Annotated in this window: 19 protein-coding genes; 4 read left to right on the plus strand and 15 right to left on the minus strand. The window is 73.7% G+C overall.

The genetic code is table 11. The features are described 5' to 3' along the window. The 15 genes from DT057_RS14430 to benA form a co-directional block, all read right to left on the minus strand. Nucleotides 1-947: serine/threonine-protein kinase (locus tag DT057_RS14430; protein WP_244937381.1), on the minus strand; the 947-nt coding region annotated here is incomplete at its 3' end. Continuing rightward, a complete protein-coding gene (locus DT057_RS14435; protein ID WP_128562800.1) occupies nt 944-1,789 on the minus strand; it encodes a PP2C family protein-serine/threonine phosphatase in 846 nt (281 codons plus the stop codon). The genes DT057_RS14430 and DT057_RS14435, both read right to left, overlap by 4 nt. Before the next feature lie 133 nt (nt 1,790-1,922). Further along, nucleotides 1,923-2,630, minus strand: a complete 708-nt coding sequence (gene tagF / locus DT057_RS14440; protein ID WP_128562801.1) for a type VI secretion system-associated protein TagF — start codon at nt 2,628-2,630, stop codon at nt 1,923-1,925. Between the two features lie 5 nt (nt 2,631-2,635). Then, nucleotides 2,636-6,271: a type VI secretion system membrane subunit TssM gene (tssM, locus tag DT057_RS14445; RefSeq protein WP_128562802.1), complete on the minus strand. Its 3,636-nt coding sequence runs from the start codon at nt 6,269-6,271 to the stop codon at nt 2,636-2,638. Between the two features lie 145 nt (nt 6,272-6,416). Further along, entirely contained in the window at nt 6,417-8,027 is a 1,611-nt protein-coding gene (gene tssL, locus DT057_RS14450) for a type VI secretion system protein TssL, long form (protein ID WP_203236279.1), read from the minus strand. 58 nt (nt 8,028-8,085) lie between these two features. Continuing rightward, on the minus strand, nt 8,086-9,423 hold the full coding sequence (tssK, locus tag DT057_RS14455; RefSeq protein ID WP_128562803.1) for a type VI secretion system baseplate subunit TssK: 1,338 nt from the start codon (nt 9,421-9,423) through the stop codon (nt 8,086-8,088). Between the two features lie 515 nt (nt 9,424-9,938). Further along, the gene (locus DT057_RS14460) at nt 9,939-11,867 is read right to left on the minus strand and encodes a potassium transporter Kup (RefSeq protein WP_238312739.1); all 1,929 of its coding nucleotides are present in this window, start codon (nt 11,865-11,867) and stop codon (nt 9,939-9,941) included. A gap of 219 nt (nt 11,868-12,086) precedes the next feature. Next, nucleotides 12,087-13,436: an MFS transporter gene (locus DT057_RS14465; RefSeq protein WP_128562804.1), complete on the minus strand. Its 1,350-nt coding sequence runs from the start codon at nt 13,434-13,436 to the stop codon at nt 12,087-12,089. A 100-nt stretch (nt 13,437-13,536) separates the two neighbouring features. Then, nucleotides 13,537-13,815 (minus strand): muconolactone Delta-isomerase, encoded by a 279-nt coding sequence (gene catC / locus DT057_RS14470; RefSeq protein WP_128562805.1) that lies wholly within the window; start codon nt 13,813-13,815, stop codon nt 13,537-13,539. A 3-nt stretch (nt 13,816-13,818) separates the two neighbouring features. Next, nucleotides 13,819-15,027 (minus strand): muconate/chloromuconate family cycloisomerase, encoded by a 1,209-nt coding sequence (locus DT057_RS14475; RefSeq protein ID WP_128562806.1) that lies wholly within the window; start codon nt 15,025-15,027, stop codon nt 13,819-13,821. An 84-nt stretch (nt 15,028-15,111) separates the two neighbouring features. Further along, nucleotides 15,112-16,077 carry a catechol 1,2-dioxygenase gene (catA, locus tag DT057_RS14480; protein ID WP_128562833.1) on the minus strand — a complete coding sequence of 322 codons (966 nt, stop codon included), beginning with the start codon at nt 16,075-16,077 and terminating at the stop codon, nt 15,112-15,114. Nucleotides 16,078-16,139: 62 nt separating this feature from the next. Beyond that, nucleotides 16,140-16,937: a 1,6-dihydroxycyclohexa-2,4-diene-1-carboxylate dehydrogenase gene (locus tag DT057_RS14485; RefSeq protein ID WP_128562807.1), complete on the minus strand. Its 798-nt coding sequence runs from the start codon at nt 16,935-16,937 to the stop codon at nt 16,140-16,142. After that, complete coding sequence (benC, locus tag DT057_RS14490) at nt 16,934-17,950, minus strand: benzoate 1,2-dioxygenase electron transfer component BenC (RefSeq protein ID WP_128562808.1); 1,017 nt, start codon at nt 17,948-17,950, stop codon at nt 16,934-16,936. The genes DT057_RS14485 and benC overlap by 4 nt, the downstream gene beginning before the upstream one ends. Nucleotides 17,951-17,962: 12 nt before the next feature. Further along, nucleotides 17,963-18,454, minus strand: coding sequence for a benzoate 1,2-dioxygenase small subunit (benB, locus tag DT057_RS14495; RefSeq protein WP_128562809.1), 492 nt, complete (start codon nt 18,452-18,454; stop codon nt 17,963-17,965). A gap of 125 nt (nt 18,455-18,579) precedes the next feature. Next, a complete protein-coding gene (gene benA / locus DT057_RS14500; protein ID WP_128562810.1) occupies nt 18,580-19,923 on the minus strand; it encodes a benzoate 1,2-dioxygenase large subunit in 1,344 nt (447 codons plus the stop codon). A 250-nt stretch (nt 19,924-20,173) separates the two neighbouring features. On the opposite strand from benA, the gene DT057_RS14505 reads away from it, so the two are divergent. From DT057_RS14505 to DT057_RS14520, 4 genes are all read left to right on the plus strand, one after another. Further along, a complete protein-coding gene (locus DT057_RS14505; protein WP_128562811.1) occupies nt 20,174-21,082 on the plus strand; it encodes a LysR family transcriptional regulator in 909 nt (302 codons plus the stop codon). 98 nt (nt 21,083-21,180) lie between these two features. After that, the gene (locus DT057_RS14510; protein ID WP_128562812.1) at nt 21,181-22,242 is read left to right on the plus strand and encodes an SDR family oxidoreductase; all 1,062 of its coding nucleotides are present in this window, start codon (nt 21,181-21,183) and stop codon (nt 22,240-22,242) included. A gap of 139 nt (nt 22,243-22,381) precedes the next feature. Beyond that, nucleotides 22,382-23,617 carry a CaiB/BaiF CoA transferase family protein gene (locus DT057_RS14515; RefSeq protein WP_128562813.1) on the plus strand — a complete coding sequence of 412 codons (1,236 nt, stop codon included), beginning with the start codon at nt 22,382-22,384 and terminating at the stop codon, nt 23,615-23,617. Continuing rightward, complete coding sequence (locus tag DT057_RS14520) at nt 23,614-24,540, plus strand: hydroxymethylglutaryl-CoA lyase (protein WP_128562814.1); 927 nt, start codon at nt 23,614-23,616, stop codon at nt 24,538-24,540. The genes DT057_RS14515 and DT057_RS14520 overlap by 4 nt, the downstream gene beginning before the upstream one ends. The last annotated feature ends 40 nt before the right edge of the window (nt 24,541-24,580 follow it).

Here is a 24,580-nt window from a genome sequence, read left to right on the forward strand (position 1 = left end):
AGCCGCCGGCCGCGCCGGGGCGCGGGCCCCGGGGCCGCCAGCGCGGTGCGCGGGCGCGCGGCCGGGCGGGGCGCCCAGGCGGCGATCTCCGCCATGCTGGCGGGCCGGTCCTTCGGGTTGGGCTGGAGCATCCGCTGCAGGATCGGCCGCAGGGTCTTGTCGATGCCCGCCAGGTCGGGGAGCCGCCGGCGCCCGTCGACGATGTCGGCGTGGCTGCGACCCATCGCGAGGGGCGTGCCCCGGGCCGCCTCGGCGATCACGAGGCCGAGGCTGTAGATGTCGGAGCGCGGGCCGACCTCGCCGCCGAACAACCCGAGCTGCTCGGGCGAGACGGAGTTCAGCTTGCCGGCAAAGCCGCTCCCGATCACGGTGCCGTCGCCAAGTGGCGAGCCGTCGCCCGGGGGCGCGTTGCCGCCCAGGGGCGAGCGGGCGATGCCGAAATCGATGATCTTGGCACGCCCGACGTCGCCGCGCGGCACCAGGACGTTGTCGGGGGACAGGTCGCGGTGGACGATCCCGAGCTGGTGGGCGGCGTCGAGGCCGCCCGCCAGCCGGCGGACGAGGACGCGGACCTGCTCGGTCGGGAGCGGGCCGTCGCGCAGCATCTCGGAGAGCGACACGCCCTCGACGTACTCCATGGCGAGGAACGGCACGCCGAGGACCGGCTCGACCGAGAACAGGAAGTACCGGACGATCGCCTCGTGGTTGAGGGTGTGCAGCGCCGAGGCCTCCCGGCGGAACAGCATCAGGACGGTGTCGTCCTGCGCCAGCTCCGGCCGCACGGTCTTGATCGCCACGACGTCGCCGGTGCCGATGGCGTGGCCCTTGTAGATCGCCCCCATGCCGCCGGCGGTGATGTAGCGGTCGATCTCGTAGATCCCGTTCAGGCGGGTCCCGGGCGCGAGCCGGAGGGCCGGGCGGGGCGCGAGCCGCGTCTCCTGCCTCACGCGCCGCGCTCCGCCGCGGCGCCTGAGGGTGCCGGTGAGTCGGCGGGCGGGTCCTCGGGCGCCGCCGCCGCCGTCGCCGGGGGATCGGGGTCGAACCGCACGACCACCGCCGTGACGTTGTCGCTGCCGCCCCGCTCCAGGGCCAGCGCCACCAGGGCGTCGCTCGCCGCCTGCGGCTCCGCCCCCTCCACCAGGGCGAGGATCTCGTCGGCCTGCGCGTGCGCCGTGAGGCCGTCCGAGCAGATCACGAAGGCGTCCCCGTCCTCGAGCTGGCCGTTGAGCAGCTCCAGCTCCGGCTCGGGCTGCACGCCGACGGCCCGGGTGATCACGTTGCGGCGGGGCCAGACGCTGGCCTCCTCGGGGGTCAGGATGTCGCTGTCGACGAGCTGCTGCGCCTCGGTGTGGTCGCGCGTGAGCTGGGCGATCCCGCCCCGGCGGATCCGGTAGATCCGGCTGTCCCCGGACCAGAGGCAGGCGAAGTCGCGCTCGAACACGAGCAGCACCGCCACGACGGTGCCGATCACCTTGCCGCGGGCCTGCCCCATCGCCCGGATCGCCGCGTTGGCGCGCAGTACCCGGTCCTCGAGCCGGGCCCGCAGGTCCGTCGGCGTGACGGCGGTGCCGATCGTGGCCAGGGACTCGACCAGGGTGGCGCTCGCGACGTCGCCGGCCTCGTGGCCGCCCATCCCGTCCGCGACCGCGAAGACGCCGTTCTCCGGGGCCACGAAGTAGCGGTCCTCGTTCAGCTGCCGGACCCGCCCGGCATGGCTCGCCGCCCCGCAGGCGAGCACCTCGGGCGCCACCGGGGTCCTGAGACCGAGCGAGGGCTCGTCGAGCGTCATGAGCGTCCTCCCTGCTGGGCGGCGGACCGCCGGCAAGCGCCGTCGCCGCCCCGGTCGGGCCGGGCGCGGCCCCGGCCGTCCGATTGTGCGGCATTGTCCGCGACGAACCGCAAGCATTTCGTCGGGCAACGCTCTATTTTTCGAACCGCCCCGCGCCCGACTGGAGCGGCAGGGCCCCGGTCAGCATCGCGGAGAAGAGGGCGTTGGCGGGCAGGCCCGGCGTCACGAGGGCCCGGGGCGCGAAGTCGCCGCCGCCCAGGGTCCACCAGAAGCTCGAGGCCGCGCAGGCCCGGCCGAGATCGGCCTGGCGCAGGCGGCCGAGGGCGGGGGCGGCGCCCTCCTCCTCCGAGAAGGCGCTCGTCCAGCCGGCCGGGACCAGGCGGGCGACGCCCTCGTGCGCGGCCGGGGCGGGGCTGGCGGGCGGGCCCAGGGCCTCCAGGGAGGCCGTGACCTGCTCGAGGCTCGTCTCGGGGGCGAGGGCGGAGAGCAGGATCTCCTCGAGGGCCGCCATCCAGGCGTCCTGGGCGTCGATCTCGGGGGGCGCCGGGCTCTCGCCGGGCTCGGCGCGCGCGAACAGCGCGAGCGGGAAGTAGCGGCCGACCCCGTCGACGGAGGGCATCAGGGCGCCGAGCGTGGTGGCGCCGCAGAGGTCGCGGCCGAGCCAGAAGCGCCAGATCGGCGCCTGCAGGAAGGCGGATTGCCACTGCGCCCCGAGGCTCAGCCGGCTCGCCGCGACGCCGCCCTGCACCCAGGGCTCCCACACGGCCAGGAACTCGCGGGGGGCGCCCGTGGCGACGAAGTCGCGCTTGGCCGGAAGCTTGCCGTAGAGGCCGCAGCGCATCGTGGTCAGATCCCGGTCGGGCAGCGGAACTCGCGCAGGGCCGGCAGCGCGAGGGGGTTGAGGAGGGAGCTGACGTTGACCTGGTAGGAGAGCTGCCGCCCGCCGATCACGAAGGTCGCCACGATGCCCTCCCCCTGCTTGAGGACGGAGCCGGTGTCGAGCATCCGGTAGAGCGACCAGGTGCCGGACTTCTCCGAGACGACCGGCTGGGTCCCGAAGCCGAACTCGAGGGTGATGGCGGTCCGCCCGAGGCCGGTGGGGCCGGGCCACTGCATCGCCACCGGGGTGTTGATGCCCTGCTGGGTCTCGATCTGGCTGCCGTTCACCTCGAGCTTCGCCTTCGAGACGTCGGCGCTCAGCGTCAGCGGCGTGACCGCGAAGCCGAAGGCCGGCATGTTGCCGCCGGTGGGGAAGAAGGCGTCGCGGATCTCGGCGGCGCGCTGGAACTCCCGCAGCGTCGCGGCCGAGAACGAGCGGGCGATCGGGTCGTCCTGGCGCCAGACCCATTGCGGGCGCGAGCGGTCGGCGCGCGCCGCCAGGTTCTGGGTGAAGAAGCGGTCGACGATGCCGCCCGGGCCGAACAGGCGGGCGAAGTCGGCGAGCGGCGTCTCGCGGTCGCTCGTGCGCACGAAGGGGTAGCGGTTCGCCACGATCTGCTGGCAGTCGCGGATCACCTGGTCGGCCAGGGCCTGGCCGAGCTGCGAGACCGCCGCGCCGTTGGCGGTGCCCTCGAACTCGTTCGAGACCTGCCGGATCATCGGCTCGAACGGGGCCGGGAAGCGCGCCGCCAGCGCCTTGAGGGAGCGGGCCTGCGTGACGAGCGTGATGTTGGCCTGGGTGGCCTCGGCCGGGTTCAGGGCCGTGAGGGCGGCGTTCTTGATCTCGTTCAGGTTGGCGACGAGCTGGTCGACGGCCCGCCGCCCCGGCTCGCCGTCGACGAGCACGTGGAACTGGCGGAAGGCGGCCTCGATGTTGGCGCCCGGCGCCTCGTTCGTCGGGATCGCGAAGCGGTCGGGCCCGCCGGGCCGGCCGGCCGCCCCGCCGCGCCCCTCGAGGCCGACGCGGCCGAGGGCGGACGCCGTCGAGGCGACGCTGGAGGGCAGCACGCTCGAGGCCGCCCGCTCGGCCGCCGACCCGGCGGCCTGGCCCAGGATGGTCTTGGCCTTGGCCACGCGCGGGTCGGCCTCGGCCCGCCCGGCCCCGGCCGGGCGCTCGCGGGTGAGCCGCGTCTCGTCGCGGATCGACTCGATGATCTGCTTCAGGGGCGAGGTCGGCGAGGCGACGGCCTGGAGGGCGAGGTAGCGCGGCTTGTCGCTCGACAGCGAGCGCATCTTCAGCCGGGCGAGGGACTGGTTCCAGGCCGGGACGAAGTCGCGGGCGTAGAGCTTCAGGAGGTCGGCGAACAGGGACCCGTACTGGTTCGTGTAGGCCTGCTGCTCGCCCGCCGGCCCGAGCACCCAGCGGTCGCGGTCCACCGCCTCCGCGACGTCGCCGAAGCGGTCGATGAAGGCCTCGAAGAAGCCCGCGTAGGTGAAGAAGAACGGCACCCGGACCCGGTCGAGGTCGCCGCCGCCGGCCACCTCGAACACCAGGGCGGTGTCCGGCCCGCCGGCGCGCAGCACCGTCCAGTCGCGCTGGGTCGCCGTGCGGGCGTCGGACTTCAGGAGCTCGTAGGCGCGCTCGGCGATGCTGAGGCGGGCCAGCGTGCGCTGGCAATCGTCCACCAGGGACTGGTTGATGCTGACGAGGAGCGGGGAGGCGTCCTCGAGGTCGAGCATCGCCCGCAGGTGCTCCTCCAGGAGCTCGCGGCCCTTGGCGTAGCCGGCGCCCGGGAAGAGGTTCTCGGCCCAGTCGCGCCGCATCCAGGCGAGCACGAGGTCGCGGTCCGGCGGGGCCTCCGGGCGGCCCCCGATCATCAGGTAGACCTTGAGCGCCTCGTACAGGAAGCTCGGGTTGTTGCGGTTGGCCTCGAGCTGCTCCTCCAGGCGGAAGATCAGCCGGGGCCGCAGCAGGCGCTCGAGCCCGACGTGGTAGGCCGTGAGGGCGGCGGAGTTCAGGCGGTCGCGCTGGCTCAGGCCGAAGCCCGCCAGGACCGGCACCGATTCGTCCCGGGAGGCGTAGCCGGCGGGCATGTACCGCAGGGTGTTGAGGAGCGGCACCACCCGGGCGAAGTTGCGGTCCGCCACCACCGGCTCGCGCAAGGTGTCGGTGGCCTCGCCGCGGTACTTCGTCAGCAGCGTCTGGCTCTGCTGCACGAGCTGGCTGTTGCGCAGGTAGCTCGTCCACCACAGGCCGACGAGGCCCGCGCACAGGACCGCGAGGCCCCCGTAGGTGGCGAGCCGCACGATGTTCGCGCGGCGCACCGCCGCCCGGTCGGTCGAGACCCAGCCGGCCTCGCCGATCACCACCTTCTTCAGGAGGTCGGTGAGGAAGTAGCTCTTGCCCCGGCCCGAATAGGCGCCCGCCGCGACGTCCTCGGAGCCGAAGCTGCGCGACAGGGAGCCGATCAGGAGGTCGATCGGCGTGCCGGCCTGCGTGCCCGACGTGAAGTAGAAGCCGCGCAGGGTGGCGTTGGCGTGGTAGCGCGACGGCTCGAAGATGCGGTTCAGGAAGTCGACCACGTGGGGCTTGATCGAGGCGAGCTGGCTCGGGAAGCCGAACAGCACCACGCGGGCGGTCGGCGTCGGCTCGTCCTGGAGCCGGTCGGGGAGCCACTCGTTCGTCCGCTCCACCAGGGCGTCGAACTCCTTGGGCACCTCGCCGATCATGTTGCGGGTCTTGTCGTCGGTCTGGAAGGTGTGGCCCCAGACCATGTGCCGGTCGCTCTCCGACAGGTGGCCGAAGAAGTCCGTGAAGCCCGCGATCAGGTCGGCCTTCGTGAACACTGCGTAGACCGGGAAGTCGACCCCGAGCCGTTCGTGGAGCTCGAGCAGGCGCTTGCGCACCGCGTTGGCGTGGGCCGTGAGCTCGACCTCGCCGACGGTGAGGAGGTCCTCCAGGCTGATCGCCACGAGGACGCCGTTGATGGGCTGGCGCGGCCGGTGCTTCTTCAGGAGGTCGAGGAAGGCGGTCCAGCTCTGGCGGTCCACCCGGGGGTCGGAATCCTGGGTGGTGTAGCGGCCCGCGGTGTCGATCAGCACCGCGTCCTCGGTGAACCACCAGTCGCAGTAGCGGGTGCCGCCGCTGCCGGCCACCGCCTCCGGGGTCGTGCCCTGCGCGAGCGGGAACTTGAGGCCCGAATTCACCAGGGCCGTGGTCTTGCCCGAGCCCGGCGGCCCGATGATGACGTACCAGGGCAGCTCGTAGAGGTAGTCGCTGCGCACGCCGCGCGACTTGCGCAGGGTCGCCAGGGCGTCGCGCATCCCGGCCTGGAGCACGCTGCCGTCGTGCTCGGGCGCGTCGGTCTCGGCGAGCTCCTTCTCCAGGGCCTTGACGGCGCGCCGGCGCTTGTAGAGCTCCCAGCCGACGTGCCCGCCCGCCGCCAGCACGATGACGGCGCAGATCAGGGCCCGGACCCAGGCGGCCTCGAACGGGCGCACCTCGCCCACCGCCACGAGGGGGCCGGCCCACCAGATCAGCGCGCAGAGCGCGAGGGCTCCGAGGACGGTGGCTCCGAGGCGGAGCCAGGTGGCGACGCTCATGACGCTCGTGACCTTCTGGGCACCATTGCGCGGAGGCTCGCAGGGTCCGCGGGACCAATGATGCGGGAACTTCGGGAACCCGGGGCGGGGCGGCGGGGGCGCCCGCCGCGCCCCGCCGCTCGGAATCGTCGGCCGCGGCCCGGCCTCAGCCGCCGCGCGGGATCAGGATCTCCACCCTCCGGTTGCGGGCGCGGCCCTCCGGCGTGTCGTTCGGCGCGATCGGCAGGTCGGCTCCCTTGCCCTCGACCTCGACCCGGTCGGCCTTCGACAGGTTCGTCCGCAGCAGCTGGGCGACCGCCTTCGCGCGCTCGAGCGAGAGGTGGAAGTTCGACGGGAAGCGGACGTTCTTGATCGGCGCGCTGTCGGTGTGCCCGACGACCTTGATGGCGCCGCCCTGGATCTCGAGGAGCTTGCCGAGGCGGTCGAGCAGGAGCTTGAACTCGGGCTTCACGCCGGCGTCGCCGGGGGCGAACAGGGCCGCGGCGAGGCGCAGCACGATCTGGTTGCCGGACTCGCCGACCGAGATCCGCTGGGCCGCGATGTCGTCCTGGAGGGCGGCGCGCAGCTTGCCCGTCGGGCTCGTCGGCGGCGGCGGCGGGGGCGGCGGCGGCGGGGTGTAGATCCGGCGCTGGATCCCGAGCTCGGTCTGCGGATGCACGGTGACGAGGGCCGTCGCGGCGCTCTCGGTCGTGCCCGCGAGCATGAAGCGCAGCAGCAGGTAGAACCCGAGGAGCAGCAGCGCCACCACGGAGCCGGTGGCCCAGAGCGGCACCTGCGCCTGGGCCGCCACCGAGGCGAGGCTGCGCCCCTGCCAGCGCGGCGAGATCTCCCGGTTGATCTGGCGGGTGCGCCGCAGGAGCTCGTAGAGGTTGCGCTGGATCTGCTGGAGCGTCGCCGAGCCCCCCGCGCTGGTGCGGTGGATGCCCTGGAAGCCCATGGCCAGGCAGGCGTGCTGCAGCTCCAGCAGGTGGTAGTTGCCGGACGGGTCGATCTTGGCGCGGTCGAGCTCCTCGAAGAAGCGCACGCCGCCGATGCGCTCGCGGAAGAACCGGCTCAGCATGCTGTACTGGGTCCAGACGTGGCGCTCGTCCGTCGGGATGTTCTGCACCACGTCGTCGGCGGTGGCGCAGACGACGTACTTCGCCGTCACGGTCTGCTCGGCCGGGGCGCCGGCGGCGCGGGCGTCCTTCTCGAAATCCTCGATCGCGGAGGCGACCTGCTCCATCAGGTTGGCAAACGAGGCGCGCGAGAGCTGCACCCGCAGGCGCCCGAACAGCAGCAGCAGCGGCCCGGCGGCCTTGAGGTAGGGGTTCTGGTTGGGCGCCACCACGATGTCGCGCTTGAGCACCAGCGCCCGGGCCCGCTCCGCGCTCGTCGGCGGGGGCGGCGGCGGGGGCGGCGGCTCGGGCGAGGCCCAGGCGTTGGAGCCCGGATCGGGCGGGGCGTAGCCCCGGGCCGCCGGCTCGGGGCGGGCGTAATCCTGGCGCGCATAATCCTGGCGGCCCTGATCCTGGCGCCCGTGTTCCTGGCGGCCGTAATCCTGGCGGCCCTGATCCGGGCGGCCGTACTCGGGCCGCGGCGGGGGCTCGGGGCGCGCGGGCTCGGGCTGGCCGTAGGCGGGCCGGGCGGGCTCCGGCGGCGGGTAGGGGGCGGGGGTGGGCTGGCCCTGCGGCGGCACCGGCCGGCGCCCGGCCGGGTTCGGCACCACGATGGTGCGCTCGCCCCCGCGCCCGAACGGGTCGTAGGGGCGGCTCACGGCCGCCTCCGCGGGCGTGGGGCGGCCTCATCGCGGCCCGGGCGCCGTCCCGCCCGCGTCATCGCCGCCCCTCCTGGACCGCCCACAGCTCCAGCTCCAGGTCCGGCCAGTCGCCGGAGAAGTGCAGGCCGATGGCGCTCGCGACGCTGAACTCGGGCCAGAGCGGCGATTGCCGGTCGAGCAGGAAGTAGACGTGGTCGGTGATCGCCCGGATCTGGGGCGGCGGGGTCGGCAGGTGGACGAGGCCGACGCCCGGCAGGTGGGCGTGCACGATCTCGTTCATCTTGGTGTTCGGACCGATCTTGAACAGGTGCGGGAACTGGTTCTGGATCTCGGTCAGCGGCAGGCGCGCCGCCACCTCGACGACGAGCGAGGCGTTGCGGAACAGGTTGCGGTCGCGGATGGTCGACGTGAAGGCGTTGCGGGCGAGCTCGACGAGCTCGAGCCGGATCGCCCGCCGGTCGAGGTGGATCGACAGGAAGTCCTGGATGTCCCGCAGGAGCGGGCCGAACACCGCCTCGAGGTTGTTGTGGTCGTAGGCCGGGTAGAGCCGGGCGCGCCGCTCGGCGGTGACGAAGGTGGCGAGCTCGCCGGCGATGCGCAGGAACTCCTCGTAGAGCCGCTCCGGGTGGATGTAGCGCGACTCGCGGAAGTGGCGCAGGACCGGGATGTGCCGGTTGAGGAGCTGGAGCACGAAGTAGTCGGCCGCCTGGAGGCCGCCGCCCGCCGTCGGGTCGGCGGCGTAGCGGGAGAGGCCCTCGAGCTTGTTCTCGATCCAGCCGATGACCCGGTCGGCCCAGCCGTTCACCACCGGGTGGGCCGCGCAGGTGAGGACCGGGGGGGCGAAGCGCTCGTCGAACACCACGGCGCGGTCGCGCACCTCGATCACCCGGGCGATCGGCAGGCCCTGGTAGCCGGGCTTGGCGGTGCGCCTGAGCTCGAACGAGAGGCGGGGATGGGCGACGTCGATCTCCTCCTCGACGCGCAGCGCCGAGGTCGAGTCGATCAGGGTCTCCTTGCCGGGGTAGTAGCGGCTGGCGCTCTCCAGCTCCGCGCCCTCCACCTCGGGGCTGTTGGGGGCGACGACCGGCATCATCAGCCAGACCACCTGCCCGGCGGCCGCCTCCGGCACGTCGATGGCGGGCGGCAGGGGCGACTGGTCCGGGATGTCGAAGGGCGTGCCGTCCGCCATCACGCCCGAGGCGCGCCGGACCGCGAACTTGCTCTGCTGCGCGAGGTCGCGGTCGATCTCGATGTGGGAGAAGCCCCAGGGATAGGGCGTGACGTGCCGGACCCGGCTCTCGACCAGGCTCTCCAGGTAGCGGTCACTCTGCTGCAGATGGTGCGGCCGCAGGAACAGCCCTTCCGACCACACGACCTTGCTGTTCCAGGACATCCGGCACCACCTTCTTCGGCTCGGAATATACCGGGGTGGGCCGGACCTGTCAGCCGAGCAGTCGCCTCCCTGCCGGGATGCACGTCTCTGTTGTCGACGCGCATCACCCACCCGATGTTTGTATTTGAAATACGTATCGCCGTCATCCAGAAAGATTACAGTCCTCTCGACATCGAATAGCGGCGGAGTTCCCGGGCCGGCGAAGGCGGCCGCGCGCGATCCGGACCGTATTCGCCCGCGTTCAACAGCCGCGACCCGGGAGCCCGCCCGGACACTTCTACGCCTGCCCCAGGTGCGGGCGCGTGCGGCACCGCACGGGCCCGCACCGGGCGCGGCGCCGCACGGGGCAGCACCGGCGCGGCGCCGGCGGGATCGTGGCCGGGCGGCTCCCCGGGCCCGGGAGGCGGCGGTCCCTGGAGCAGCATCCGATCGCGCTGCGATCGGCCGCTGCTCCAGGTTTTTGATTCCGCCGCATCGTCTGCGGCGAACCGGTGTCCACTGCGCCGGTAAATCCTCTAGACCTCGATCTCGGTGCCGACCTCCACCACCTGCCGGGTCGGCACGCAGAAATAGGCGCCGGTGCGCTCGCCGTTGCGCACCATGAAGGCGAACAGGGCCTCGCGCCAGGCGGCCATGCCCCGGCGGTCGGGCCTGGGCAGGATCGTCTCGTGGCCGATGAAGACCGTGACGTCGTCGAGGAAGTCCTGCGGCAGGTGGCCGGCCCGCACCGCGCAGCCCAGCCCGCCGAGCACCGAGGCGTCCTCCATGAACCCGTAGTGCAGCGTCACCCGGTAGAGGTCGGGGGCGAGCCGCGTGACGTCGGCGCGGGCGCTCTCGGGCACGGTCGGGCTCTCCTCGTAGACCGCCGTGACGATCGTGCAACGGGCCGGCAGGGCGTGGCTGCGCTCGAGGAAGCGCGTCATGTGCAGCGGGATGCCCTTCGTGGCCGAGGACAGGAAGGCCGCCGCCCCGGGCAGGCGGATCGGGGCGTCGTGCCGCAGCCGGGCCAGGAAGGCGGCCTCGGCCTGGCGGGCGCCGGCGCGGGAATGCTCGACCGCCCGCGTGCCCTTGAGCCAGGTCAGCATCATCAGGGCGACGACGGCCGTGAGGACGAGGGGATACCAGCCGCCCTCGAGGAGCTTCACGCTGTTGGCGGCCAGGAACACGAGGTCGACCGCCAGGAACACGCCGTTGACGGCGAGCACGGCGGCGAGGGGGTAGCCCCAGCGCAGGGCGATCAGGCCGGCGAGCAGGGTCGTGATCGCCATGAGCAGCGAGACCGCGATGCCGTAGGCGCCCGCCAGGGCGTCGGAGGATTCGAAGATCAGGACGGCGCTCAGGGTCGCGCCGGCGAGCAGCCAGTTCACCACCGGCACGTAGATCTGGCCGCGCTCGTCGCGGGCGGTGTGGACGATGCGGATGAACGGCAGGAAGCCGAGTTGGATCGCCTGCTGGGTCAGCGAGAACACGCCCGAGATGATCGCCTGCGAGGCGATCACGGTGGCGAGCGTCGCGAGGCCGATCAGCGGGTAGTGGGCCCAGCCGGGCGCGAGGCGGTAGAAGGGGTTGTCGATCGCCTCGGGCGCGGCCAGCAGCACGGCGCCCTGGCCGAAATAGTTGATCACCAGGGCCGGCAGCACGAGGCCGAACCAGACGAGCCGGATCGGCCGCGCGCCGAAATGCCCGAGATCGGCGTACATCGCCTCGCCGCCGGTCACCGCCAGGAAGGCGGCGCCCAGCATCGCGAAGCTGGCGTGCCAGCCCGCATGGGTGAGGAAGTCGACCGCCTGCCAGGGGTTGAGCGCCGCGAGGATCCGCGGCGTGTGCAGGATGCCGCCGAGGCCGAGGAGCGCGATGACGAGGAACCAGACCAGCATGACCGGGCCGAAGATGCGCCCGATGAAGCCCGCGCCCTTGCTCTGGATCAGGAACAGGCCGAGCAGGATCGCGAGCGTGACCGGCACCACGGCGCGCGCGAGGCCCGGGGCCTCGACCTTGAGGCCCTCGACGGCGCTGAGCACCGAGATCGCCGGCGTGATCGCGCCGTCGCCGTAGAGGAGCGCCGCCCCGACGAGGCCGACGACGAGGAGCGCGCCGGCCCAGGTGCGGGGCTCGGCCCGGCGCGCCCCGAGCAGCGCCAGCATCGCCACGATGCCGCCCTCGCCGTGGTTGTCGGCCCGCAGGATCAGCACCGCGTACTTGAGCGAGACCACGAGGACGAGGGCCCACAGGATCAGCGAGACCGCCCCGACGACGGCCGCCGGCTCGGCGGGCCCGCCGCCCGCGGCCCGCACCGCCTCCTTGAGGGCGTAGAGGGGGCTCGTGCCGATGTCGCCGTAGACGACGCCGAGGGCGCCGAGCAGCAGCGCCGGCCTGAGCCGCCGCCCGCCCGCCTCCCGGGGCGGTCCCTCCTGGTTCGCTGACGCCTCGACGCGCTGGGTCACCACGACACCTCCGGCGGCCGGCGCCCGGACCCGGCCCCTTGCGAGGAGGACGGCCCGTCCGGACGGCCGAGCGGCGCTCGCGTGGGGAACGCGCCCTGCGCCGTCCGGCTCCGCTCGGCCCGACGGGTTATGCCGGATGCCGCGGGGACCGGGCCCGGCCCGCTCGCGGGCCCGGGCGGGGCCGCGGGCGGGCGGGGCTCCGGGCGGGGCCGCGGCCCGTCAGGTGTTCTGCAGCGCCGGGGCGAGGCTCGGCGCCGCGGGCGCGCCGAGCCGGCCCTTGAGGACGATGCTCACCGCGGCGGCGAGCGCCGGCACCGCCACGATCCCGAAGGTCGTCGGCAGGCCGAGGCCGAGGCCGATCAGGGAGGCGCCGATCATCGAGCCGACCACCGAGCCGACGCGCCCGACGGCGTTCGCCCACGACACCCCGGTGGCCCGGCTGGCGGTCGGGTAGTAGCTCGCCGCGAGGGCGTTGATGCCGATCTGCGAGCCGGCGACGCAGAAGCCGGCGCCGAACACCGCCAGCGCCAGGAGGGCGACCGAGCCGGTGGCGCTGCCGATCAGCGCCACGAAGCCGGCGGCGCAGAGGTAGGACAGGCCGAGCACGAGGTGCGGGTTCGCCCGATCCATGAGCGCCCCGAGCACGAGGCCCCCGGCCGTGCCCCCGGTCGCCAGCATCACGGTGACGAGGGAGGCCTCCTTCAGGCTGAGCCCGGCGCTGCTGATGATGGTGGGGAGCCAGCTCGACAGCAGGTAGAAGATCAGCAGGCTCATGAAGAAGGTCACCCACAGGCACAGCGTGCCGGCGACGAGGCCGGGCCGGAACAGCTGGCCGATCGGCGAGCCCGCGGGCGCCGCGATGCCCGTGAAGACGGCGCCCCCGAGGTCGGCCTGCGGGCCGATGCGGCGCAGGAGCCCGGCGATCCTCTCCGCCGGCGCCCGCTTCAGGACCAGGAAGCGGACCGATTCGGGCAGGCCGACGACGAGGAGCGGCACGAGGAGGAGCGGCAGGACGCCGCCGAGCACCAGGACCGCGCCCCAGCCGTGATCGGCGATGAGGTGCGCGGCCGCGAAGCCCCCCAGGGCCGAGCCCACGGTGAAGCCGCAGAACATCGCCATCGTCAGGAACGAGCGGCGGTTCTCGGGGCAGTACTCGGAGGTGAGCGTGATGGCGCTCGGCATCGCGCCGCCGAGGCCGAGTCCCGTGACGAAGCGCAGCACCGTCAGCATCTCGATCGAGGTGGACCAGGCCGACGCGAGGCTGGCGAGGCCGAAGAAGGCCGTGGTGACGACCAGCATCGCCTTGCGGCCGATGCGGTCGGCGAGCGGGCCGAACACGAAGGCCCCGACCATCAGGCCGAACAGGCCGGCGCCGAACAGCGGCGCGAGCTGCGCCTGGCTCACCCGCCACTGCGCCCGCAGCGCCGGCGCGATGTAGCCGATCGCCGCCGTGTCGAAGCCGTCGATGGCGACGACGAGGAAGCACAGGAGCACGATGCGGATCTGGAAGCCGGAGACCGTGTGGCCGTTGATGAAGCTCTGGATGTCGATGGTGCGCGTCTGGGGCATGTCCTCTGTCCCGTCTGGAGAGCGGTTTCTCGTTGCCGCGGGCGCCCCGGGGCGCCCGCGGATGGGCCGCGGCGGGCCGCGGGCCTGCCGGGCTCCCGGCTCAGGCCAGGGAGGACGGGTGCCGCGCGAGCGGCGTCACCCTCAGGGTCATGAACGGGAACAGGGGCAGCGTGGACAGGATGTCGTGGAGCGCGTCGTGGCTCTCGACGTCGAAGACGCTGACGTTGGCGTAGCGTCCCGCCACCCGCCACAGGTGGAGCCACTGCCCCCGGCGCTGGAGGTCCTGCGCCCGCGCCTTCTCGTCGGCCTTGAGCCGGGCCAGGGTGTCGGGGTCGGTGCCGGGGGGCACGACGACCTCCATCTCGACGCAGTACAGCATGGCTCAGCTCCGGGCGTAGTGGCGCAGCCGGTCGGGATCGAGCGTGACGCCGAGGCCGGGACCGCCGGGGAGGTGGACCTCGAAATCCGCGAAGCGCAGGGGCTCGGTGACGAGGTCGCCGGTGAGGATCTGGGGACCGAAATGCTCGCAGCCCCAGGCGAGGTCCCGCAGGGTCGCGAAGACCTGGAGGTGGGCCGAAGCGCCGAGCGAGCTCTCGAGCAGGCAGCCGCCGTAGAGCCCGATTCCGGCGGCCTGCGCCACCGCGGCGACCGCCCGGGTGCCCAGCAGCCCGCCGTGCTTCACGAGCTTCAGCGACACCGCGTCGGCGGCCGCGGCCCCGGCCACCGCCAGCATGTCGTGGGGCGTGAACACGCACTCGTCGGCGAGGAGCGGCGGCACGCCGTCCCGGGCGCGCAGGCGCCCCAGCCCGGCGACGTTCCAGGCCGGCAGGGGCTGCTCCACGAGGGCGACGCCGAGGTCGGCGAGGCGCGGCAGGCAGCGCCGGGCGGTGGTCTCGTCCCAGGCCTGGTTGGCGTCGACGATCAGGGTGGCGCGGCCGCCGAGCGCCGCCGCGAGGCGGGCGAGGCGCGCGAGGTCCGCCTCCGGCGCCAGCGCCCCGATCTTGATCTTGAAGGTGCGGTGCAGGCGCGCCGCGAGCTTGGCCTCGGCCTCGGCGATCTCCTGGTCGGGATCGCCGGAGGCCAGCGTCCACAGCACCGGGAAGGCGGTGCGCACCGCCCCGCCGAGGAGCGCCGAGACCGGCAGCCCGAGGGTCCGGCCGACGGCGTCGAACAGGGCGGTCTCGAGGGCGGCCTTCGCGGCGTTGTTGCGCTTGGCCGCCGCGTCGAGGCGCGCGCCCGCGGCCACGAGCCGGTCGGCCGGGTGCCCGATCAGGGCCGGGGCCAGGTAGGCGTCGATGGTGGCCTTGATGCCCTCGACGCTCTCCTCGCTCCAGCGCGGGCCGCCGAGGGTCGCGGCCTCGCCGACACCCTCGACGCCGTTGCGCAGGCGCACCTGCACGACGACGTAGCTCTGCGCCGTCACGGAGGTCTGGGAGAGCTTGTGCGCGCGGACGGTCGGCACGTCCACGATGGTCGCCCGCACCGCCGCCACCGCGAGGTCGCGGGCGAGGTCGGGGGCGAGGGCGCGGTCGGGCGCGGGGGCGCGGTCCGGCGCGAGGGCCGCGGGGCGGGGCTGGCGGGAGGCGAGCATGGCAGGGCCTTTGTTCACGGATGAGCGCGCCCGGGGGCGGGGCCGGATCCCCTCCCGGCACGTCGGCGAGGGGATCCGCATGCCTCACGCCGCCTCGGCGTGGGCGCGGACCACCACGGCGGCGGGCGCGTTCGCCACCTCGGGGTTGAGGGCGAAGTCGAAGCGGATCCTCGAGAACGGCGCGTCGAGGCCGGCCCGCGCCAGGGCCGCCGGCTCCGTCACCCGCTCCACCTCGGCGACGAGGCCCTCCCGGGTCGCGAAGGCGAAGTCGTCGTACAGGTAGGGGTCGTCCGAGAGGTTGATCTGCGTCGTGAGCTGGCGGTGGCCGGCCCCCGAGACGAAGAAGTGGATGTGGGCCGGGCGCTGGCCGTGCCGGCCGACCTGGTCGAGGAGCGCCTGGGTCCGGCCCTGCGGCGGGCAGCCGTAGCCCTTCGGCACGATGCTGCGGAAGCGGTAGCGGCCCTCCCGGTCCGTCTCGATGCGCCGGCGCAGGTTCCAGGTGCTCTGGCTCCTGTCGAAGACCGAGTAGTTGCCGACCGTGTTGGCGTGCCAGACGTCCACGACGGCGTTCGCCAGGGGCGCCCCGCCGGTGCCGGTGACCCGGCCCTCGACGATCAGCACCTCGCCCTCCTCCGGGTCGTCGTCGAGGCGGGCCTCGCCCTTCGCGAGCGGCGCGCCGGCGACGTAGAGCGGGCCCTCGATGGTGCGGGGCGTGCCGCCCTCGATCCCGGCCCTGCGCTCCTGGGCGTCGATGCACAGGTCGAGGAAGTGCTCGATGCCGAGGCCGGGCATCAGGAGCCCGAACTCGTTCGCCCGGCCGGTCTCGGTCAGGTAGTTCATGGCGGTCCAGAACTCGTCCGGGGTGACCTCGAGGTCCTCGATGATCCGGCAGGCGTCGCCGACGACGCGGCGCAGGATGCGCTTGAGGCGCGGGTTGCCGCGGTCGTTGTCGAGGCCCGCGACCCGGTCGAGCAGGGCCTGGACCTCCGGGGTCTCGACGAGGGCGGGCGCCGCGGCGCGGTGGGTCGTGGCGGGGTGGGTCGTGGCCATGTGGGTCGTGGCTATGTGGGTCATGGGGGGCGTCTCCTCTCGTTTCTGCATCGGGGGGGTCGTCAGCCGAGGTCGCCGCCCGCCACCGGCAGGACCGTGCCGGTGACGTAGGAGGCCTCGTCGGAGGCGAGGAACAGGATCGCGGCGGCCTGCTCGGCGGCGGTGCCGTAGCGGCCCATCAGGCTCGATGCCCGGGTCTGGGCGACGACCTCGTCCATCCAGGCCCGCTCCTGCCCGCTCGGCTCCGCGGGGTTGCGCGGGATGCGCCGGGGCGGCGCCTCGGTGCCGCCCGGCGCCACCGCGTTCACCCGGATCCCGTGGGCCGCGTACTCCCAGGCGAGGCAGGCCGTGAGGGCGTTGACGCCGCCCTTGGCGGCCGCGTAGGGCACCCGGTTGACGCCCCGGGTCGCCACCGACGAGACGTTGACGATGCTGCCGCCGCCGGCCGCGATCATCGCCGGCAGGGCCGCCCGGCAGCACCACAGGGTCGGGAAGAGGGAGCGCCGGATCTCGGCCTCGATCTCGTCGGGCGCGTAGTGCGCGAAGGGCTTGGCCCAGATCGTGCCGCCGACGGTGTTGACGAGCACGTCGAGCCGGCCGTGGCGGGCGAGCGCCGCCGCCATCACCTGCGCGCAGCCCTCGTAGCCCTCGACGTCGGCGAGCCGGACCGCCGCGCCGGCGCCGAGGTCCCGGGCCGCCGCGGCGGTCTCCTCGACGAGGGCCGAGCGGTCGGTGAGGAGGAGGCGGGCGCCCTCCCGGGCGAGGCGCAGCGCCACCTCGCGGCCGATGCCCTGCGCGGCGCCGGTGACGATTGCGACCTTGCCGGCGAAGCGGCCCGGCGCGACGAGGGCCCCGCTCACGCGCGGCCTCCCGCGGCGCCGCTCGCCGAGAACTTCTCGTAGTGGAAGCTCGCCGGGACCACCCCGGCCTCGGCGAAGTGCCGGCGCACCGCGTCCACCATGGCGGGCGGGCCGCACAGGTAGGCGTCGACCGCGCCGCCGTTCAGGTGCTCGGGGCCGAGGTGCCCGGTGACGTAGCCCTTGCGCGGATGCGCGCTCTCCGGCGCGGCCACGCAGGTGGCGTAGGTGAAGCCCGGCAGGCGCGCGGCCGCCGCGTCCAGGGCCCCGACCTCCACGAGGTCGGCATCGTGCGTGACGCCGTAGACGAGGTGGATCGGGTGGGCGCTGCCGGTCTCGGCGATCCGCCCGAGCATCGACAGGAAGGGCGCGAGCCCGGTGCCGCCGGCGAGCATCAGGACCGGGCGCCGGATCTCCCGCAGGTAGAAGCTCCCGGCCGGCCCCGTGAGGTCGAGGGCCGTGCCGGGCGCCGCGCCCTCCGACAGGAAGGTGCTCATCGCGCCGCCCGGGATGTTGCGGATCAGGAACTCGGCCCGGGCGCGGCCCGGGACCGAGCTGAACGAGTAGGAGCGGGCCTGGCCGCTGCCCGGGACCGTGATGTTGACGTACTGCCCGGGCAGGAAGCCCAGGGGCGCCTCGCTCTCGACCACGAGCCCGAAGGTGGTGCCCGAGAGGCGCCGCGCCTCGACGACCGTGCCCCGGTGGGTGGCGGCCCGGGTCCTGCAGACGTCCGAGGCGGCCGCGATGCCGAGCACGAGGTCGCTCCGCGGCCGCATCTGGCAGGCGAGCCCGTAGCCCTCGGCCGCCTCCGCGTCGGTGAGCGCGTCCTCGATGTAGTGGCCCGGATCGTACCGGCCGCCCTCGCACCGGACCCGGCAGGTGCCGCAGGCGCCGTCGCGGCAATCGAGCGGGATGTTGATCCCGATCCGGTAGGAGGCGTCCGCCACGGTCTCGCCCGGGCGGCACTCGACGAAGCGGGTGACCCCGTCCTCGAAGTTGAGCGCGACGCTGTACATGACCACGCCTCCTCAGATGTGGTAGATGTCGATGACGTGATGGATGTAGTCGTTCTTGAGCACGACCTTCTTGTTCTTGATCAACGGCGTCCCGCCGCCGGTGTCGAGCGTGTAGAACGACGTGCCGAAATGCGTGTCGATGGTCTTGTAGCGGTAGTTGAAGGTGAGCCAGTTGAAGCGCAGGCGGCAGGCGCCGGCGTCCTGCTCGAGGATCTCGACGTTCGAGATGTTGTGCGAGGTGCGGGGCTCCGGCAGGCTGGTGGCGCTGGAGCGCTCGGTGCGGATGCGGAAGACCCGGTCCTCCAGGCCGCTGCGGCTGTCGTAGTAGATCAGCGAGATCTCGCCCTGGGGATCGGTGACGAGCCGGTCGTCGTCGTCCCAGGCCGGCATCCAGAACTCGACGTCGGGGGCGTAGAGCGCGAGCCAGGCGTCGAAGTCGCGGTCGTCCAGGTAGCGCGCCTCGCGGTAGAGGAACTGCTGCACCTGCTCCAGGGTGAGGGTCATCACGGGTCTCCTCCGGGCGCGGCAGCCCGCTCGGTCGCCCGCGGGGCGGCCGGTGCTGCCGTCATGGTCTGGTCGTGGGCTCGGCGCGGGCCGGGGCGCGGCGCGGCGTACGGGGCGGGACGCGCCTAGCCGTCCCGGCTCCGGTCGAGGTGCTTGCGCATCGTCTCCATCCAGTAGCGGTGCTGGATGGCGAACAGGCCCTCGTCCTCGGTCTTGACGCCGCTCATCAGCGGCGCGAGGCCGATCGCCCGGGCGCCCTCGTCGGGGCCCTGGAGCCAGTGCGTGGCGCCCCGGCAGAGGTCGTTCCACGCCGCCGCCCGGCCGCGATAGCCGATCTGGCAGGCGCGGAACTCCTCGAGGTCGTCGGGCGTCGCCATGCCGCTCGCGTTGAAGAAGTCCTCGTACTGGCGGATGCGCTGGGCCCGCGCTTCCCGGCCCTCGTTCTTCGGCGCGATGCAGTAGATCGTGACCTCGGTCTTGTCGACGGCGATCGGCCGGTAGGTCCGGATCTGCGACGAGAACTGGTCCATCAGGTAGACGTTCGGGTAGAGGCAGAGGTTGCGCGAGCGGCTGATCATCCAGTCCGCCATCGCCTGGCCGTACCGGGCGCTCAGCGCCTCGCGCCGGTCCCAGTTCGGCCGGTCCTGCGGGTTCGCCCAGGTGGTCCAGAGGAGCAGGTGGCCGTGCTCGAAGGAGTAGAAGCCGCCGCCCTGCTTGGCCCAGCCGCCCGCGTCCATCGCCCGGGTCTTGTCGACCACCTGGGCCTCCTTGCGGCGGCTCGTGGTGGCGGCGTAGTTCCAGTGCGTCGCGCTGACGTGGTAGCCGTCGGCCCCGTTCTCGGTCTGGAGCTTCCAGTTGCCGTCGAAGACGTAGGTCGAGTTGCCGCGCAGGACCTCGAGGCCCTCGGGCGACTGGTCGACGATCATGTCGATGATCTTGGTCGCCTCGCCGAGGTGCTCGGCGAGGGGCTTCACGTCGGGGTTCAGGCTGCCGAACAGGAAGCCGCGGTAGGATTCGAAGCGCGCCACCCGGGTCAGGTCGTGCGAGCCGTCCCGGTTGAAGCTCTCGGGATAGCCGGCGCCGTCCGGGTCCTTGACCTTGAGGAGCTTGCCGCCGTTGTTGAACGTCCAGCCGTGGAACGGGCAGGTGAAGGTCGACTTGTTGCCGCGCTTGTGCCGGCAGATCATCGCCCCGCGGTGGCTGCAGGCGTTGATGAAGGCGCCGAGCTCGCCCGCGCGGTTGCGGGTGATCACCACCGGCTGCCGGCCCATGAAGGTCGTGAAGTAATCGTTCCGGTTCGGGATCTGGCTCTCGTGGGCCATGTAGATCCAGTTTCCCTCGAAGATGTGCTGCATCTCGAGTTCGAACAAATCCGGATCCGTGAAGATGTCTCGACGGCACCGGAAGCTCCCGGTCTCGAAATTGTCCTCGACGGCGGTCTCGACGACCTGGTTCAGATCTTCCAGCACGGTTACCTCCCGACCTCGGTCTCAGGTCTTGCGGGCGCAGGAGGTCGCCCCCGGTCCGCGCGAGGCGCCCCGATGTCCGAGCTCCGGCCTGTCCTGTGCAGAGGGGCGTGGGACCTCGGCGCGGGCCCTCCGGGCCTGTCGCGGCGCGCCGTCCTGCGCTCCCGTGCGTTTCCTCTTTTTTTAGTTCTAGGGACGGGCGATACCGGGGTCCAAGACCGAATAGGCACGGCATCATGCCCGGGAGGAATAAGTGGAGCTGCGGCACCTGCGCTACTTCGTGGCGGTCGGCCGCGAGCAGAGCTTCACCCGGGCCGCCGAGACGCTGCACGTCGCCCAGCCGGCGCTCAGCCGGCAGATCCAGGCGCTCGAGGACGAGCTCGGGGTGGCGCTGATCGAGCGGGGCTCGCGGCCGGTCCGCCTCACCGAGCCCGGCCGCCTGATGTACGACCAGGCCGTCGAGGTGCTGGAGCGGGCCGACGAGATGAGGACGCTCGGGCGGCGCCTGCGCCAGGCCGAGCGCAACCGCTTCCGGATCGGCTTCGTCTCCTCGACGCTCTACGGGCGCCTGCCCGAGATCATCCGGGGCTACCGGATCAAGCGTCCCGACGTCGACCTGACGCTCCTCGAGTTCATGACCCTCGAGCAGATCTCGGCCCTGAAGGAGGGGCGCATCGACGTCGGCTTCGGCCGCATCGAGATCGACGACCCGGCGATCCGGCGCATCCTCCTGCGCAACGAGTCGATCGTCGCGGCCGTGCCGGCGGCCTGGGACGGCGCCGGGCCGCGGGGCTCCCTGCGGCTGCGCGACCTCGCCGGCACCCCGCTCATCGTCTACCCGAAGGGCGCGCGGCCGAACTACTCCGACCGCATCCTCGCCCTCTACCGCCAGCGCGGCGTCCGCCCGCCGGTGGTGCACGAGGTGCGCGAGCTCCAGACGGCCCTCGGGCTCGTCGCGGCCGAGATCGGATTCTGCCTCGTGCCGGCCTCGGTGGAGCGCCTGCGCCGCGACGGCGTCGCCTACCGGCCCCTCGACGAGGACGAGGCGCAGATCCCCGTCATCATGAGCTGCCGCCGGGACGACCCCTCGCCGGAGATCGAGCTGATCCTCCAGTGCGTGCACGAGGATTACGCCCGCGAGGGCATCGTGTTCGGGGTGTGAGCGCGGGCGCCCCGCGGCAGCCCGGCCGGATCGCCGGGACCGTCCGGCCGCCGCGGGCGTTGCCGGTTCACGGGATCCGGACGAGCGGGGACATCCACATGAGCGAGACGGCACTGATCGTGGGCGCGAGCGGCATCGTCGGCAGCGCCGCCGCGGAGGTGATGGCGGCCGAGGGCTGGCAGGTGGCGGGCCTCGCCCGCTCGCCGGCGGCGCAGGCCGGGCTCGTGCCCGTCGCGGCCGACCTCCAGGACCCGGCCTCCCTCCGCGCGGGCCTCGCCGGGCTGCGGCCGACCCGCGTCGTGCTGTCGACCTGGATGCGAAGGCCCACGGAGGCCGAGATGATCCGGGTCAACGGCGCCATGGTCCGCAACCTGCTCGACGCGCTCCGGCCCGCCGGGTCGGTCCGGCACGTCGCCCTGGTCACCGGCCTCAAGCACTACCTCGGGCCCTTCGAGGCCTACGGGCGCGGCCGCGTGCCCCAGACGCCGTTCCGCGAGGAGCAGGGCCGGCTCGACGTCGAGAACTTCTACTACGCGCAGGAGGACGCGGTGTTCGAGGCCGCCGCCCGGGACGGCTTCACCTGGAGCGTCCACCGCCCGCACACGATCATCGGCAAGGCGGTCGGCAACGCCATGAACATGGGCACGACCCTGGCCGCCTACGCGGTGCTGTGCCGGGAGACCGGCCGGCCGTTCCGCTTCCCGGGCTCGGCCGTGCAGTGGAACGGCCTCACCGACATGACCGATGCGCGCCTGCTCGCCCGCCACCTGCTCTGGGCCTCGCGCACGCCCGGGGCGGCGAACCAGGCCTTCAACGTGGTCGACGGCGACGTCTTCCGCTGGAGCTGGATGTGGGGGCGCCTCGCCTCCTGGTTCGGGATCGAGCCCGCGCCCTTCGACGGCACGGTGCGGCCCCTCGCGGACCAGATGGCGCAGGACGGTCCGGCTTGGGCCGGGATCGCGGCGCGCCACGGGCTCGCGGAGGCCGATCTCGGCCGGCTCGCCTCGCCCTGGCACACGGACGCGGATCTCGGCCGGCCGATCGAGGTGGTCACCGACATGAGCAAGAGCCGGCGGCTCGGCTTCCTCGAGTACCAGGCGACGGACGAGGCCTTCCTCGCCCTGTTCGCGCGCCTGCGCGCCGACCGGCTCATCCCGTGACGGGCGGGGCCCGGCGCGGCCCGGCGCCTTCACGGCGGGCGCGCGCCGGGCCTAGACGCGGACCAAGACGCGGGCCAAGACACGGGCCAAGACGGCCGTGCCGTCGCCCTCCCCGGAACGCCTGCCCGTCGGTGCGCCCATGAACGACCCCGCTCCCCCGCCCTCCGGACCCCTCGCGGGCGTGCGCGTCCTCGAGCTCGGCCACTTCATCGCGGCGCCGTTCTGCACGCGGCTCCTCGCCGATCTCGGCGCCGAGGTGATCAAGGTCGAGCCGCCCGGCGGCGACCCGGTGCGCCAGTGGGGCCGGCAGGTCGAGGGCGGCGGGGCACCCTGGTGGTCGATGCACGCTCGCAACAAGCAGAGCCTCGTGCTCAACCTGAAGCACCCGAAGGCCGTCGGGATCGTGCTCGACCTCGTCAAGGGCTGCGACGCGCTGGTCGAGAACTACCGGCCGGGCCAGCTCGCCCGGATGGGGCTGACGCGGGCGCGGCTCGACGCCGCCCGGCCCGGCCTCGTGGTGGCCCACGTCTCGGGCTACGGGCAGGACGGGATCTACCGCGACCGGGCCGCCTTCGGGGTCATCGGCGAGGCGATCGGGGGCCTGCGCTACCTCACGAACCACCCGCCCGAGGCCTCGGACCTGCCGCCGGTGCGGGTCGGGGTCTCGATCGGCGATTCCATCGCCGGGCTCTACGCCGCCTTCGGGGTCGCCGCCGCGCTGTTCGCGCGCGACCGCCGGGGCGGCGACGGGCGCGGGCGCACCCTCGACGTGGCGCTGACCGAGTCGGTGCTCAGCATGATGGAGGGGATGCTGCCGGAATACGGGGCGTTCGGCACCGTGCGCCATCCCACCGGCTCGCGCATCGCCACCGCAGCCCCCTCGAACGCCTACCCGACGGCGGACGGGGCCTGGATCCTGATCGGCGGCAATTCCGACCCGATCTTCGAGCGCCTCACCGCCCTGATGGGCCGGCCGGAGCTGGCCGCGGACCCGCGCTTCCGGGGCAACGCGCTCCGGGTGCGCAACGTCGAGGCGCTCGACGCCCTGATCGGGGCCTGGAGCGCGGGCTACGCCGCCCGCGACCTCGACCGCATGCTGGCCGAGGCCGACGTGCCGGCGACCATCGCCTACACGGCGGCCGAGATCGCCGCCGACCCCCAGTTCCGGGCCCGCGGCATGGTGCGCGAGGTCGAGGACCCGGCGTTCGGCACCGTGCTGCACGCCGGCATCGTGCCGCACGTGCCGGACGATCCCGGCGCGATCCGCTGGCCCGGGCCCGGCCCGGGCGCCCACACGGACGCGATCCTGCGCGACGCCCTCGGGCTGTCGCCCGGGGCGATCGCGGCCCTGCGCAACGAGGGAGTGGTGGCATGACGACGAACCCGGACGGCGTCGCGGTGGTCGAGGTCGGGCCGCGCGACGGCTACCAGGGCATCGGCCCCTTCATCCCGACCGAGACGAAGCTCTCCTTCCTGGAGCGGCTCCACGCGGCGGGCCTCACGCGCATCGAGATCGGCTCCTTCGTGAGCGCCAGCGCCCTGCCGCAGATGCGCGACACCCCGGCCCTCCTCGCGGCCTGCGGGCGCTGGCCGGCCCTGCGGCCGCAGGTGCTGGTGCCGAGCGAGCGGCGCGGGCGCGACGCGGCGGCGGCGGGCGCCCGGGAGATCGCCTACGTGCTCTCGGTCTCCGAGTCCCACAACCGCAACAACGTCCGCCGCGCGCCCGCGGAATCGGCGGCCGAGTACGCCCGCCTGCTCGCGGCGCTCCCCGCCGGCACCTTCGTGCGGCTCAACCTCGCCACGGCCTTCGACTGCCCGTTCGAGGGCCGCATCGGCGAGGCCCGGGTCCTGGCGCTGCTCGAGAGCCTGGTGCCGATGCGCCCCGAGGCCGAGATCTGCCTGTGCGACACGACCGGGCGGGCCGACCCGGCCCACGTCGCCGCGCTGTTCGCGGCGGCGCAGGCGCGCTTCCCCGAGGCGAGGAGCTGGGCCTTCCACGCCCACGACACCTACGGTCTCGGCCTCGCCAACGTGCACGCGGCCTACCGCGGCGGCGTGCGGGTGTTCGACGCCTCCTTCGCGGGCCTCGGCGGCTGCCCGTTCGCGCCGGGCGCCACCGGCAACGTCGCCACCGAGGACGTGGCCTGGATGTTCGCCCGCATGGGCGTGCCGACCGGCCTCGACCTCGACGCCCTGATCCCGGTCGCCCGCGACGGCGCCGCGATCCCCGGGGGCCTGCCCGGCGGGCGGGTGCGCGACGCCCTCGCGGCGGGCCCGCAAGCCTGCGCGGCGCCGTGAGGGCCGCCGCGCCCGCGCAAGGCCGACACGCCGCGCGACT

Origin of the sequence: Methylobacterium crusticola (assembly GCF_003574465.1) — a bacterium.
GTDB lineage: Bacteria > Pseudomonadota > Alphaproteobacteria > Rhizobiales > Beijerinckiaceae > Methylobacterium > Methylobacterium crusticola.

Coding starts and splice junctions, on each gene's coding strand:
- DT057_RS14435 (WP_128562800.1), bottom strand. CDS start 1,789: ATGACGCTCGACGAGCCCTCGCTCGGTCTCAGGACCCCGGTGGCGCCC.
- tagF (WP_128562801.1), bottom strand. CDS start 2,630: ATGCGCTGCGGCCTCTACGGCAAGCTTCCGGCCAAGCGCGACTTCGTC.
- tssM (WP_128562802.1), bottom strand. CDS start 6,271: ATGAGCGTCGCCACCTGGCTCCGCCTCGGAGCCACCGTCCTCGGAGCC.
- tssK (WP_128562803.1), bottom strand. CDS start 9,423: ATGTCCTGGAACAGCAAGGTCGTGTGGTCGGAAGGGCTGTTCCTGCGG.
- DT057_RS14465 (WP_128562804.1), bottom strand. CDS start 13,436: ATGCCCCAGACGCGCACCATCGACATCCAGAGCTTCATCAACGGCCAC.
- catC (WP_128562805.1), bottom strand. CDS start 13,815: ATGCTGTACTGCGTCGAGATGGAGGTCGTCGTGCCCCCCGGCACCGAC.
- DT057_RS14475 (WP_128562806.1), bottom strand. CDS start 15,027: ATGCTCGCCTCCCGCCAGCCCCGCCCCGCGGCCCTCGCGCCGGACCGC.
- catA (WP_128562833.1), bottom strand. CDS start 16,077: ATGGCCACGACCCACCCCGCCACGACCCACCGCGCCGCGGCGCCCGCC.
- benC (WP_128562808.1), bottom strand. CDS start 17,950: ATGTACAGCGTCGCGCTCAACTTCGAGGACGGGGTCACCCGCTTCGTC.
- benB (WP_128562809.1), bottom strand. CDS start 18,454: ATGACCCTCACCCTGGAGCAGGTGCAGCAGTTCCTCTACCGCGAGGCG.
- DT057_RS14510 (WP_128562812.1), top strand. CDS start 21,181: ATGAGCGAGACGGCACTGATCGTGGGCGCGAGCGGCATCGTCGGCAGC.
- DT057_RS14515 (WP_128562813.1), top strand. CDS start 22,382: ATGAACGACCCCGCTCCCCCGCCCTCCGGACCCCTCGCGGGCGTGCGC.
- DT057_RS14520 (WP_128562814.1), top strand. CDS start 23,614: ATGACGACGAACCCGGACGGCGTCGCGGTGGTCGAGGTCGGGCCGCGC.